This window comes from Clostridium lamae (assembly GCF_033043255.1).
Taxonomy (GTDB): domain Bacteria; phylum Bacillota; class Clostridia; order Clostridiales; family Clostridiaceae; genus Clostridium; species Clostridium lamae.
In genome coordinates, this window is record NZ_JASCQJ010000061.1 from 1 (window position 1) to 15,048 (window position 15,048).

General features: G+C 28.9%; 11 protein-coding genes and 1 rRNA gene. 3 read left to right on the plus strand and 9 right to left on the minus strand.

Annotated features, from left to right (window positions below; translation table 11 throughout):
- Positions 1 to 388: 388 nt before the first annotated feature.
- From glgD (QK892_RS17470) to glgB (QK892_RS17485), 4 genes are read right to left on the minus strand one after another with little or no spacing between them, the layout of a single operon-like run.
- Entirely contained in the window at positions 389 to 1,495 is a 1,107-nt protein-coding gene (glgD, locus tag QK892_RS17470) for a glucose-1-phosphate adenylyltransferase subunit GlgD (RefSeq protein ID WP_317274829.1), read from the minus strand.
- 7 nt (positions 1,496 to 1,502) lie between these two features.
- On the minus strand, positions 1,503 to 2,693 hold the full coding sequence (locus tag QK892_RS17475) for a glucose-1-phosphate adenylyltransferase (RefSeq protein ID WP_317274830.1): 1,191 nt from the start codon (positions 2,691 to 2,693) through the stop codon (positions 1,503 to 1,505).
- Between the two features lie 42 nt (positions 2,694 to 2,735).
- Positions 2,736 to 4,175 (minus strand): glycogen synthase GlgA, encoded by a 1,440-nt coding sequence (gene glgA / locus QK892_RS17480; RefSeq protein ID WP_317274831.1) that lies wholly within the window; start codon positions 4,173 to 4,175, stop codon positions 2,736 to 2,738.
- Between the two features lie 21 nt (positions 4,176 to 4,196).
- The gene (gene glgB, locus QK892_RS17485) at positions 4,197 to 6,125 is read right to left on the minus strand and encodes a 1,4-alpha-glucan branching protein GlgB (protein WP_317274832.1); all 1,929 of its coding nucleotides are present in this window, start codon (positions 6,123 to 6,125) and stop codon (positions 4,197 to 4,199) included.
- A 316-nt stretch (positions 6,126 to 6,441) separates the two neighbouring features.
- On the opposite strand from glgB (QK892_RS17485), the gene QK892_RS17490 reads away from it, so the two are divergent.
- The 3 genes from QK892_RS17490 (at position 6,442) to QK892_RS17500 (ending at position 8,903) form a co-directional block, all read left to right on the plus strand.
- Positions 6,442 to 7,350, plus strand: a complete 909-nt coding sequence (locus QK892_RS17490) for an ABC transporter ATP-binding protein (protein ID WP_317274833.1) — start codon at positions 6,442 to 6,444, stop codon at positions 7,348 to 7,350.
- A gap of 2 nt (positions 7,351 to 7,352) precedes the next feature.
- Positions 7,353 to 8,576: an ABC transporter permease gene (locus QK892_RS17495; protein WP_317274834.1), complete on the plus strand. Its 1,224-nt coding sequence runs from the start codon at positions 7,353 to 7,355 to the stop codon at positions 8,574 to 8,576.
- A 189-nt stretch (positions 8,577 to 8,765) separates the two neighbouring features.
- Entirely contained in the window at positions 8,766 to 8,903 is a 138-nt protein-coding gene (locus tag QK892_RS17500) for a hypothetical protein (protein WP_317274835.1), read from the plus strand.
- Positions 8,904 to 8,978: 75 nt separating this feature from the next.
- Here QK892_RS17500 and glgD (QK892_RS17505) read toward each other — a convergent pair whose 3' ends face one another.
- The 5 genes from glgD (QK892_RS17505) to rrf all read right to left on the minus strand — a co-directional run.
- Positions 8,979 to 10,091: a glucose-1-phosphate adenylyltransferase subunit GlgD gene (gene glgD / locus QK892_RS17505; protein ID WP_394855051.1), complete on the minus strand. Its 1,113-nt coding sequence runs from the start codon at positions 10,089 to 10,091 to the stop codon at positions 8,979 to 8,981.
- A 57-nt stretch (positions 10,092 to 10,148) separates the two neighbouring features.
- Positions 10,149 to 11,279 (minus strand): glucose-1-phosphate adenylyltransferase, encoded by a 1,131-nt coding sequence (locus QK892_RS17510; protein WP_317274837.1) that lies wholly within the window; start codon positions 11,277 to 11,279, stop codon positions 10,149 to 10,151.
- Between the two features lie 48 nt (positions 11,280 to 11,327).
- A complete protein-coding gene (gene glgA, locus QK892_RS17515) occupies positions 11,328 to 12,764 on the minus strand; it encodes a glycogen synthase GlgA (RefSeq protein WP_317274838.1) in 1,437 nt (478 codons plus the stop codon).
- Between the two features lie 2 nt (positions 12,765 to 12,766).
- Positions 12,767 to 14,722: a 1,4-alpha-glucan branching protein GlgB gene (gene glgB / locus QK892_RS17520; RefSeq protein ID WP_317274839.1), complete on the minus strand. Its 1,956-nt coding sequence runs from the start codon at positions 14,720 to 14,722 to the stop codon at positions 12,767 to 12,769.
- A 249-nt stretch (positions 14,723 to 14,971) separates the two neighbouring features.
- Positions 14,972 to 15,048: ribosomal RNA gene (gene rrf, locus QK892_RS18495) — 5S ribosomal RNA — on the minus strand; the annotation flags it as partial.

Genomic DNA, 15,048 nt, shown 5'->3' on the forward strand with positions numbered 1-15,048 from the left:
TGCTGGTTTACTTTATACTTAACTTATATTCTGTTCAATTTTCAAAGACCATTTTCTTCGTCGCCCTCAAGCGACTTTCTTATCTTACTACTTTCAGATTTACTTGTCAACACATTTTCAATCTTTTTTAGTAATTATTCCTTTGAGACATTTCTCTCGGGAACGAAACTTATATTATCACTTAAACCAATGATATTTTTTAACCAAATCATAAATAATAATAAAATATATTTATAATACTATTTTATTCTCTATATTTCTACAATTTACTATTATTGATACACCAGGCACATTTGTTATTTAATAAATATGCTTTTATTAGAGGTTAGTAAAAATTAAATCTGTCTTTTTAATATTTTACTATACCTCTTCTTTATAATATTACCTCCTATACAATTCTCCTTCTTTGTATAGTTACTGGATATTCATTTGTTCCTTTAACAATTTTATTTTCACTTATAACTGTTCCCTTATCTGCTATGACATTACTCATTACTACATCTTTACCTATTTTACAGTTCTGCATTATAATACAATTATCAAGTCTTGCTCCATTTTCTACTGTTACATGTCTTCCTATAATACAATTTTTAATTTCTCCATCTATATATGATCCATTAGCAACTATTGAGTTTGATGCTAAACTAGTTTCTGTATATAAAGTAGGTGGCTCATCTTGAGATTTAGTATAAATTGGTTTATTACTGTAAAATAATTCTTTATTTATATTTTGATTCAATATATCTAAATTTGTATTAAAATATGATTTTATTGAATTAACACATGATAAATATCCATCAAATTCAAAAGCACCAACTTTTAGATCCCTAAGATTAGTTGCTATATATCCCTTAATTTTTTTATGGATACCACTCCTTATACATTCATGTATAATATTTTTAAATAAATCTATTTTCATTATATACATTTCCATATTTATTCTAGCTTTTTTTTCTCTACCTATATTTTCTCCAATACTTATTACTCTATTATCATCATTTATATTAAGTATTTGACATTCCAAAAATGCTTTATCCGCTGTATAAACATCTTTATATATCATAGTGACATCATTTCTTGATTTTATATGGTATCTTAATACATCATTAAAATCTATGTTACAAATCATATAAGATGGTGAAATTAGCACATATTCTTTTCTACTATGCTCAATAAACTCTATATTATCCGAAAAATTATGCACATCATCTACATTAGGATGATAATCTCCAAAATTAAATATTCTAAGTCCATCTCTTTTTCTATGAAGATCCCATGGCCTTCCGTTAGTTAAGTGATTTATTAAAGACCTAGATTTATTTTCAGTAAAAATACCTATACTCTCTATTCCAGAATTGGTCATATTTGATAATATAAAATCTATAATTCTATATCTAGCTGAGAGAGGGACTGATGCTAGTGTCCTATATCTAACTAATTCACCCATGCGACTTTCACTTTCATCTAAATTTATAATTCCTAAACAGTTCTTCATTGTCCCATCACCCCTTAAATTTTATAGTATTATTTTTCTCTGTTATATCTTTATGATTAAAATTTATTTCATTTATTACATATTGATATGCACCAATAACCTCTATGTCATTTGCTTTTCCAATATGACAACCATGATTTATTATCGCGTTATTTCCTATAATAGCTTTTTCTATTCTAACGTTATCTCCTATCTGTACATTAGACATTATTACAGAATCAATTATCACTGTATTTTTTCCAACATAAACACCTTGAGATAATACGGAATTTTCTACTTTACCATTTATAATACAACCTTCAACAATAAGAGAATTAATAATCTTTGCATTATCTCCTATATAATGAGCTGGTCTTACTTGATTTTGAGAATATATCTTCCATTCTCTATCATATAAATTTAACTTATTATCTAATTTTAATAAATCCATATTAGCTTCCCATAAGCTTTGTATTGTTCCTACATCCTTCCAATATCCACTGAAGGGATATGCCATCAAGTTCTTTCCGCTATTTAACATAGCTGGAATTATATTTTTACCAAAATCATTATCTGAGTTTATATCCTCTTCATCATCCCTTAAATATCTTTTTAATACTTGCCAATTAAATATATATATACCCATTGATGCATTCGTACTCTTAGGATTCTTGGGTTTCTCTTCAAATTCATATATAGAGTTATCTTCTCTTGTATTCATTATTCCAAATCTACTAGCCTCTTCTATAGGAACATCTATAACTGCAATAGTTGCATCAGCCTTATTTTCTTTATGAAATTCTAACATTTTATGATAATCCATCTTATATATATGATCTCCCGATAAAATAAGCACGTACTCTGGATCATATCTATCTACAAATTCAATATTTTGATATATTGCATTAGCAGTTCCCTTATACCAATCTCCACCCTTTTCTTCTTGATAGGGCGATAATATAGATACTCCTCCATCTCTTCTATCTAGATCCCACGGATCTCCAATTCCAATATGATTATTTAAATCTAATGGCTTATATTGAGTTAATACTCCAACAGTATATATTCCTGAATTAGAACAATTACTTAAAGGAAAATCTATAATTCTATACTTTCCTCCAAATTGTACTGCTGGTTTTGCTATATTCTTAGTTAATACTCCAAGCCTAGATCCTTGTCCTCCTGCTAAAATCATTGCTACTACTTCTTTTTTCCCCATATATTAGACCTCTCTCCCACACCATAATATCTTTTTTAATATTTAAAATTTATCTTCTACCACTTCCTTATATATTCTTAAGTACTCTTTTGATGACCTTTCCCAACTATTATCTGCTTCCATAGCACTTTTAACTATTTCATTCCATCTCTCTTTATTTTTATAAATACTAATTGCATATTTAACTATATTTAAAAGTTCTTCATGTGAATAATTTCTAAAACTGAAACCATTCCCAAATCTAGTATATTCATTGTAAGGTATTATAGTATCTTTTAATCCACCTGTTTCTCTTACTATAGGTATGCTTCCATATCTAAGTGCGATAAGTTGTCCAAGTCCGCAAGGTTCAAAAGATGATGGCATTAAAAACATATCAGATGAAGCATATATCTTATGAGCTAATTCATTACTAAATTTTATATTTGAGCTTATCTTATCTGGATATTTAAGACTAAATTGCTTAAAATTTTCTTCATATATATGATCTCCAGTTCCAAGAATAACTAACTGAATATCTTCTTTTAGTAACTCATCTAAAATTCTAATGATTAAATCGCATCCCTTTTGATTAGTTAGTCTAGAAACTAGCCCTATAATAGGAATATCTTTGTTTATAGGTAAATTAAGTTCTTTTTGTAATTCTTCTTTATTTCTCTGCTTATTATCTTTTGTCTTAATACTATAATTTATATATATATATTTATCTGTATCTGGATTATATTCCTCATAATCTATTCCATTAATTATTCCTTCTAAAAAATTTTCTCTGTATTGTAATAATCCATCTAATCCCTCTCCAAACTCAGGTGTTTTTATTTCCATTGCATAAGTCTTACTAACAGTCGTAACTTTATCCGAATAATTTATTCCACCCTTTAGGAAGCTAACCGCTCCATTATGTTCAAGGCTCCCATTTAAAAATGGCTCATAATCATAACCAAATAATTCTGGTAAAACATCTGGTGAAAACATTCCCTTAAACAATAAATTATGAATTGAAAGTAATGTTTTTATTTTTTTAAATTTATCTTCTTTTATATACTCTAATTTATGAAGCACAGGTACCATCGCTGTTTGCCAATCATTGCAATGTAATATATCTGGTATCCAACTTATATGATTTATAAATTCTAGAACAGCCCTACTAAAAAAAGCAAATCTTTCTCCATCATCATAGTATCCATATAATCCATCTCTTTTAAAATAATACTCATTATCTAATAAATAAAATTTTACTCCCTCATATTCATACTCTAATATCCCACAATACTGAACTCTCCAGCCCACCTTAACATTAAAACTGTCTATAAATTTTAAATTACCTTTTATCTCTTCTTTTATATCTCCATAATTAGGAATAACTACTCTTACATCTACGCCTAATTCCCTCAATGCTATAGGTAGCGCCCCAATAACATCCCCTAGTCCCCCTGTTTTTATTAATGGATGTGCTTCTGATGCTACAAACAAAATATTCAAATTAAACTCCCCTTTTACTATTTATTGTACATTTGAAACCTTAAATACAGATGCGCCCATAGGAGGTATTTTAATTGATATTGAATGATCTTTATTATGGAATCCTATATTTTCTGAAGATATTATTGATTCGTTTAATTGATTAGATCCACCAAATCTATAATTATCTGTATTAAATATCTCTTCATACAAAGCTTTATATGGGACACCAACCCTAAAGCCATGATAAACAACTGGTGTGAAATTACATATAAAAATCAATGTATCTTCAATATTTCTACCTCTTCTAATAAAACTAAATATGCTTTGTTCTGAATTATTTGCATCTATCCATTCGAATCCTGTGGTATCATAGTCTAATTCCCAAAGTGCTTTATTTAGTTTATAGAGTTTATTTAATTCCTTAATAAATGTTTGAGTATTTTTATGCATATCAAAATTATCAATTAACTTCCACTCTAATTCTTCGTATTCTCTCCATTCTATAAATTGAGCAAGTTCGTATCCCATAAAAGTTAACTTTTTCCCAGGATGGCCCATCATATATGCTAAATATAGTCTTAATCCAGCAAATTTATTCCAATAATCCCCCCACATTTTATCTACTAAAGATTTTTTTCCATGTACTATTTCATCATGAGATATTGGCAATATAAAGTTTTCTGAGTAATTGTACATCATTGAAAATGTCATCTTATTATGATTATTTTTTCTATATACAGGATCTAATTGAATGTATTTTAATGTGTCATTCATCCATCCCATATTCCACTTGAAATTAAATCCTAATCCACCTTCTTCTATACTTTTACTTACCTTAGGCCATGCTGATGATTCCTCTGCTATTATTAATACATTGCTAAACTCTTTATATATTGATGAATTAAGTTCTCTTAAAAATTCAATCCCCTCTAAACATCCATTTCCTCCAAACTTATTAGCTTTCCATTCGCCTTCTTTCCTACCATAATTTAAATAAATAATATTCGATACAGCATCTACTCTTAATCCATCTATATGAAATTCTTTTAACCAAAAGAAAGCGTTAGAAATTAAAAAACTCTTAACCTCAGGTCTTCCTAAATCAAAATTTGCTGTCCCCCATCCTTTATTTTCTGCTTTCCAACCTTCTTCATATTCATAAGTAGGACTTCCATCGAACATATATAAGCCATGCTCATCTTTACAGAAATGTCCTGGAACCCAATCTAAAATTACACCTATGTCATTTTTATGGAGCGTATTTATTAATTCTTTAAGTTCTTTGGCATTTCCATATCTACTAGTTACTGAAAAATATCCTGTACTTTGATATCCCCAGGATGCATCTAATGGATGTTCAGATAATGGCATAAATTCAACATGTGTATATCCCATTTCAATTAAATATCTAGGCAATTCATTACATAACTCCTTATATGTCATGAACTCCCCACCTTTTCTCTTCCATGATCCTAAATGCATTTCATATATATTAATAGGTTCTTCTAATATTTTCATTTTATCTCTTTTATTTAACCACTTCTTATCAGACCACCTAAAATTTAAGTCCGCCTTAACAATTGAAGCAGTATTTGGTCTTAACTCTGAATATTTTGCATATGGATCCGCTTTATATTTTCCCTCTTTAGAGTATTTATTTATAATGTAATACTTATATTTCATTTCTTCTTTTATGCCAGGTATGAATAAGCTCCATAAACCTCTACTATTTACTTTCTCCATTTTATGTTCATCTATAGGTTTGAACTCACAAAAGTCTCCTACTACATATACTTCTTCAGCGTTTGGTGCCCATGTTGTAAATCTTACTCCTTTACGTCTATTTTCACTAATGCAGTGAGCCCCCATAAAACTATAGCTTTTATTATTTTTTCCCATATGGAATAGCTCAATATCTTTTTCAATAAATATTCCATCTTTCAAGTTATCTTTTACTACTTTTGGCATACTGATCTCTCCCTTTAACTTAACATAATCTTATTGAGATATTATATCATTATATTCTATTATTTTCCATTTATACCATATTATTAAAACCAACCTTTTTCTTTATTTTTATATCTATATTTACAAAATTTAAAATCATATTTTGTAAAAAAGTGGCTATTATTATCCTTTCCGATAAAAAGTACAACTATTATGCATATATTTTTTAAGTAAACTTGAATTAAGATTTAATTAAGATATATTAAGATTTAATTCACTATAAAATTAAGATTTTTGTTCTAATATCAATATTAAATACATGATTGGAGGATTAAAATTGAAAGTTTTAGAAGTAAATAACCTAAAGAAAATTCTTGGGAAAAGAGAAATAATTAAAAACATATCCTTCTCAATAGAAGAAGGAGAAATATTGGGATTCCTAGGACCTAATGGAGCTGGTAAGACAACTACCATAAGAATGCTCGTTGGTCTTATTCATCCTAATGAAGGTAATATATCAATTTGTGGATATGATTTAAGAAAGGATACAGAAAAAGCATTAAATGAAGTGGGTGCTGTTGTTGAAAATCCTGAATTATATAAGTACTTATCTGGCAGAGAAAACTTAATGCAAATAGCTAGAATTAGAAAAATTTCTAAAGAAGATGTTGAAGAAACTATAAGATTAGTTGGTCTTGAAGATAGAATTAATGATAAGGTAAAAAAATACTCCTTAGGAATGAAGCAACGTTTAGGACTTGCTGCTTCCCTATTATCTAAGCCAAAGTTATTAATATTAGATGAACCTACTAATGGATTAGACCCTTCCGGAATCTTAGACTTTAGAGAAGTAGTAAAAAAAGCTGCTAAAGAAAAAGGAATGGCTGTATTTATATCTTCACATATATTATCAGAAGTTCAACACTTATGTGACAGAGTTGCCTTTATTAATAATGGAACGATTAGATCTGTAGAAAATGTATTAAATGAATCAATGGAAACTGATACTGATATAATCTGCCTGAATCTTAATGAAGAAATAGATTTAAATGAATTAAAAAAGATTGAATATGTTAATTCTGTAAGAAAATCCGATGCTGGAATTGAAATTATATTATTATCAAATAAAACATCCAGCTTAGTAAAACATCTTGTTAATAGAAATTATAAGATTGAAGAAGTCTATAAGATTAGAAAAGGATTGGAACAAAGATATATGGAATTAGTTGAAGGAGGTATAAGATAACTATGCTATCTCTTATAAAAAATGAATTTATAAAAATATTTAAAAGACCTAAAACCTGGATAGTTTTCATATTGTTCATTGGACTAGTTGGAATAAACATTTTTGGAACATGGAAAAATGATCAAACTATGAGAGAATGGATATCTCCAGAATATCAAATAAAACAAGCTGAAGAACAATTAACATATATAAGGAATGATATAAAAAGAGCTGAAGCTGATGGAGATAAAAATTGGCTTAATAGTTCGAAGGAAATCGAGGAGAATCTATTAAAACAAATTGAAGATAACAAAGAAATAATTAATAATGGAATCTCTGAGGATGCATGGAAGGAAGAGTTAGATAAAACAATTAAGGACCTCGAAATTACTGTACAAAGCTATGAAGAAAACGGAATTAATGAGTGGAATAAAAGATGGTATGCACAATCAAAGCAAGAATTAGAGGATTATAAATATTTAAAAGATAATAATATTATGCCCTTACACGGCTTTGAATACACTGAGTTTAACTTCTTTAAAAATTTAGGTAGCTTTTTCAGATTTGGCTTATTAGTTGCTGGAATATCTGTGTTCATGAGTGATATTGTTTCAGGTGAATGCACTCCTGCTACTCTAAAATTCCTGCTTGCTCAACCTGTTAAAAGAGGAAAAATTTTATTTTCAAAATTTATTGTTTCTATAATTACAGTTCTTTCATTAATAGTTCTTCCTCAAGTTGCTGGTATGGCGATAGTTAATATTACTAGTAACACTGATGCATCAAGTTATCCAGTTAGGATTGAACAAAAATACGAAAAACAATTTGACCAAAACTCACAGGAAATGGTTATGGAACAAGTTCCTAATACATCTAAGATGGTAACTAATAATGAATTTGCTTTAAGAAGCATTGGATATCAATGTATATTTATAATATCAGCTTGTTCAGTAGTATTTATGATTTCAACTATCTTTAAAAGTAGTATGATATCTATGGCTGTTTCAGTTATATTAACTATGTTCTTGACTATTTGTGCACAAGCAATTGCTTCAATTAGAGATTATAGCCACTTATTATTCACAACTTATGCTGATGCTGGTGGTGTAATAAATTCTAATATATCTTTAATGTATCAGAATCCAAATTTAACAATATTAAACGGAATAATTTGCATGACAATAACAGCAATTATAGCTTATATAATTTCACATATTAATTTTACAAAAAAAGATATTCTAATTTAACTATTCCATAAGTTAAATAAAAATTATCCACATGAAAATAAAGTTATTAACAATTTAGTTGTGAGAATCCAACAAATTGTTAATAACTTTTATTTGTTAGCAATATTTATCACTTTCAATTCTATTGATAATTATTATCTATTACTATATAATATTGATATAATAAACTATATAAAGGAAGTGTAATGAATGAGTTCACAAGAAAATACTAAAAAGAAGCCTGAGCAAATAATGGCTCCTAAAAAAGTAAAATATCAATGTTTACACACAAGTGAACCTAGAGAATGTACTTGTATAAGAAGTAAAGGCCTTGTTTTAAACAAATAGCAAATATCTTTATCTTCTTAAAAACTTAATACTATATAAAAAGGTGTGAAATAACACTTCACACCTTTTAATATATTAGCGATAATAATCGCCATTCATTTGTATAGAAACTGGATTCTCTTCTGTTCCTCTGATTACTCTGCCCCCTGGAATTAAAGAATCTTTATCAGCTATTACATTACTCATCATTACATTAGTTCCAACTATTGAGTTATCTAATATAATACAATTTTTAAGCTTTGCTCCTTTTTGTATTATTACTCTTCTTCCAATTATACAATTCTTAACTTCGCCTTCTATATATGATCCATTACCTATAGTAGAATTATTTACTAGGCTACTTTTTGTATATTGTGTAGGTGGCTCATCCTTAGACTTAGTATATATAGTATTTCCATTATGAAATAATTCCTTATATTTATCTTGATTTAATAATTCTAAATTAGTATCAAAGTAAGATTTCACAGAATTAATACATGATAAGTACCCTTTGAATTCATATGCTCCAACTGCATGCTTATCAAGATTATTTGATATATATCTTTTAATTTTTCTATACTTTCCAGTTTTAATACAGTCATGTATTATATCTAAAAATAACTCAGTCTTCATTAAATACATTTCCATATTTATACTTGCATCTTTATCTCTAGAAATATTTTCGCCAATACTAATTATCCTATTATCCTCATTTACATTAACTGTCTCACAGCCTAAAAATCTTCTTTTTGCATTATCTACATTCTTATATACAATAGTTATATCATTTCCAGATTTAATATGATGTTTCATTACTTGACTATAATCTATATTACAAATCATATAAGAAGGACTGATTAATACATAATCCTTTTTACTTCTCTCAATATATCTGATATTATGTATAAAATTATGTACATCATCATTATGTGGATGATTATCTCCAAAATTAAATACTCTAAGGCCATCCTTTTTTCTATCAAGATCCCACGGCCTACCATTAGTTAAGTGCTCTACTAAAGATCTTGATTTATTTTCAGTAAATATTCCTATATCCTCTATACCTGAATTAGCCATATTAGATAAAACAAAATCTATTACCCTATATCTTGATGCTAATGGAATTGCAGCTAGTGTTCTCTTTCTAACTAGCTCGTCCATTCTGCTTCCACTCTCATCTAAATTTATAATTCCTAAACAATTTTTCATCATATTGATTTCCTCCAAAATTAAACTACTTCATTCTTTTTAATAATTATCATCTAACTACTTAATTACACATTGGTATGCACCAACTACTTCAATGTTTTTTCCATCTCCAATATGACAATCATTGCTTATTACTGAATCATTTCCTATTATGGCTCTCTCGATTCTTACATTATCCCCTATTTTAACATTTGGCATTATTACTGAATTCTTTATAATTGTATTTTCTCCTACAGATACCCCTTGAGATAATATTGAGTCTTCTACTTCTCCATTTACTATACAGCCTTCTACTATTAATGAATTAGCAACTTTAGCATTTTCCCCTATATATTGAGCTGGTCTTACTTGATTTTCAGAGTAAATTTTCCAGTCACTATCGTATAAATTTAACTCATTATCTAGCTTTAATAAGTCCATATTTGCTTCCCATAAGCTCTCTATTGTCCCTACGTCTTTCCAATATCCTTTAAATGGATATGCAACTAACTTTCTTCCTGAGTCAAGCATTTTAGGAATTATATTTTTTCCAAAGTCATTACTTGAATTCTCATCTCTCTCATCTTCCATTAAGTATTCTTTTAATACTGACCACTTAAATATATAAACTCCCATAGATGCATTAGTACTCTTCGGATTCTTAGGCTTTTCTTCAAATTCATAAATAGTACTATCTTCATTAGTATTCATTATTCCAAATCTACTTGCTTCTTCTATTGGTACATCTATAACAGCAATTGTTGCATCTGCATTATGATTCTTATGAAAATCTAACATCTTATAATAATCCATCTTATAAATATGATCTCCTGATAATATAAGTACATATTCAGGGTCATATCTATCTACAAATTGGATATTTTGATAAATTGCATTAGCGGTTCCTTTATACCATGCTCCACCTTTTTCCCCTTGATATGGTGGTAATATTGTAACCCCGCCATTACGTCTATCTAAATCCCATGGATCTCCAATCCCTATATAAGCATTTAAGTCCAATGGCTTATATTGAGTTAGTACTCCCACAGTATAAATTCCTGAATTAGAACAATTACTTAAAGGAAAATCAATAATTCTATATTTTCCACCGAAAGGAACAGCTGGTTTTGCTATATCCTTAGTCAAAACTCCTAGCCTAGATCCTTGTCCACCCGCTAATATCATTGCAACAATTTCTTTTTTTCCCATTTTTATGCCTCTCTTTAATATAAATTTTTATCTTATCAATACCTTTTATTAGTCATTGATTGTTAGCTCATTATATATTCTCATATATTCTTTTGCTGATTTCTCCCAGCTATTATCTGATTCCATAGCTTGCTTAACTATTTTATTCCATCTATTTTTATTTCTAAAAATACTTAATGCATATCTAGTTATATTTAATAATTCTTCACTTGAGTAATTCTTAAATCCAAATCCATTACCAATTTCGTTATATTCATTATATGGAGTTACTGTATCTCTTAACCCACCTGTTTCTCTAACAATAGGAACACTTCCATATCTTAGTGCTATAAGTTGTCCAAGTCCGCAAGGTTCAAATAATGAAGGCATTAAGAACATGTCTGAAGCGGCATAAATCTTATGGGCTAATTCATTACTAAACCTTATATTAGAACTTACTTTATTTGGATACCTATTACTAAAACTTTTAAAACTTTCTTCATACATATAATCTCCAGTTCCAAGAATAACTACCTGAATATCCTCCTGTAGTAATTCATCAAGCATTCTAGTGATTAAGTCACAACCTTTTTGATGAGTTAACCTTGTAACCATACCTATCATTGGAATGTTCTTATTTATAGGAAGATTAAGTTCTTTTTGTAATTCCTCTTTATTACGCGCCTTTTTAGCTATAGACTTACAACTATACTTATATTTAATGAATTTATCCTTTGAAGGATTGTATTCTTTATAATCTATTCCATTAACTATTCCTTCTAGATAATCTCCTCTATATCTTAATAAGCCATCAAGTTGTTCTCCATACTCAGAAGTTTTTATTTCCTCTGCATAACTCTTACTAACTGTGATAACTCTATCAGCATAGTTAATTCCACCTTTTAAAAAGCTTACTGCACCATTATGCTCTAAACTTCCATTGAAATATGGTTCATAATCGTAACCAAAAAGCTCTGGTAATACTTCAGGTGAAAACATTCCTTTAAAAAATAAATTATGTATTGAAAGAATTGTTTTCATGTTTTTAAATTTTTCATCATTAATATATTCTAATTTATGAAGTACTGGTACCATAGCAGTCTGCCAATCATTGCAATGTACTATATCAGGAATCCAATCATTATGTTTCAAAAATTCTAGTATAGCTCTACTAAAGAAAGCGAACTTTTCACCATCATCATAATACCCGTATAGGCCTCCTCTTTTAAAATAGTACTCATTGTCAATTAAATAAAACTTAACACCTTCATAATCATATTCAAGAATTCCACAATATTGATTTCTCCAGCCTACTTTTACAGTAAAGTTCTTAATATACTTTAATTTACTTTTTATTTCTTCATTAATATCCCTATAATTAGGAATTATAACTCTTGCATCAGCCCCTAGTTCTTTTAAAGCCACTGGAAGAGCACCCATAACATCGCCTAATCCACCTGTTTTTATAAATGGATTAGCCTCTGACGCTGCAAATAAAATCTTCAAGTCTACTCCTCCTCATTTTCTTCTTTATCTAATTTCGTTATTTTAAATACTGATGTAGCCATAGGTGGTACTTTTATCGATATTGAGTATGGTCTATGATGATATCCAATATCATCAGAAGTAATTACTTCTGTGTTTATTTGATTAGATCCTCCATATATACCTTTATCAGTATTAAATACTTCTTTATACTCACCTTTATATGGTACCCCAATTCTAAAATCATGGTAAACAACAGGAGTAAAATTACATACAAATATAAGAGTATCCTCCATATTACTACTCTTTCTTGCAAATATAAATATACTTTGGTCTGAATTATCTGCATCTATCCACTCGAATCCAGATACATCATAATCTAGCTCCCAAAGGGCTTTATTTTCTTTATAGAACATATTAAGTTCTTTAGAGAATTGTTGAGTATTTTTATGCATTTCATAACCGTCTATTAACTTCCATTCAAGTTCCTCATATTCTCTCCATTCTATAAATTGTCCAAACTCATATCCCATGAAAGTTAGCTTTTTACCTGGATGCCCCATCATGTATGCCAGATATAATCTTAATCCAGCAAACTTATTCCAATAATCTCCCCACATTTTATCTAATAGAGATTTTTTCCCATGAACAACTTCATCATGTGATATTGGTAATATAAAATTTTCCGAGTAATTATACATCATTGAGAAGGTCATCTTATTATGGTGATGCTTTCTGTAAATAGGATCCATTTCAACATACTCTAGTGTGTCGTTCATCCACCCCATATTCCATTTGAAATTAAATCCTAATCCTCCATCTTCTATTGGTTTGCAGACATTTGGCCAAGAAGTTGACTCTTCTGCTATCATAAGCGCATTGTTAAACTCTGCAAATATAGCTGTATTTAATTCCTTTAAGAATTCTATTCCTTCTAAACAGCCATCTCCTCCGAATTTATTAGGGAACCATTCACCTTCTTTTCTACAATAATTCAGATATATCATATTCGATACAGCATCAACTCTTAGTCCATCTATATGAAACTCCCTAAACCAAAATAACGCATTAGAAATTAAAAAACTCTTTACTTCAGGTCTTCCTAAATCAAAATTTGCTGTTCCCCAGCCTTTGTTTTCTCCTTTCCAGCCTTCTTCGTATTCATAAGTCGGACTTCCATCGAACATATATAAACCGTGATCATCTTTACAAAAATGACCTGGTACCCAGTCTAAGATTACTCCTATATCATTTTTGTGAAGAGTATTAATAAGTTCTTTTAATTCTTTTGGATTACCATACCTGCTAGTAACAGAGTAATAACCTGTCCCTTGGTATCCCCATGAAGCATCTAATGGATGCTCTGTTAATGGCATAAATTCTACATGAGTATATCCCATTTTCACTAAATATTCTGGTAATATATCACATAGCTCCTTATATGTAAGAAGCTCCCCATCTTTTCTTTTCCATGATCCTAAATGCATCTCATATATATTAACTGGAGATTTATAAATATTTTCTCTATCTCTTTTATTTAACCACTTTTTATCAGCCCATCTGAATTTAGATTCTTCAGTAACTATAGAAGCAGTATTAGGTCTTAATTCTGAAAACATTGCATAAGGATCTGCTTTATACTTTGCATTTCCAGAATCTCTGTTCACAATATAATACTTATATCTCATTCCACCCTTAATGCCAGGTATAAATAAGCTCCATAAACCTGAATTATTGACTTTTTGCATTTTATATTCTTCTAAAGGTTTAAACTCAGAAAAATCTCCTACTACATACACTTCTGAGGCTTTTGGTGCCCAAGTAGTAAATCTTACTCCTCTTCGTCTATTTTCACTTATGCAATGTGCTCCCATGAAATTATAACTTTCAAAATTTTTCCCTTCATGAAATAATTTTATATCTTTTTTTATAAGTTCTCCGTTCTTAGCTCTATTTTTTTCTACTTTTTTTGTTTCCATACCATTCTCACCCCTTAAATAAACATAATTTTCCCATTAATTTCACATATTTTCTTTTTTATTATATCATTCCATAGTAGTTATTTCAAATGACTCCACAAAATTCAAAAAAAATTAACAATATATAGAAGGATTCTAAACTTTTAACATTATTGCTAAATAAAAAAAGTTACAGGACTATTTTTATATAATCCTGTAACTTTTTGCTATAACAAAAAAGACTTAAGATAAATCTTAAGTCTTTTACTAACCTGGCAACGTCCTACTCTCCCACACAGTCTCCCATGCAGTACCATCGGCGCTGTAGAGCTTAACTTTCCTGTTCG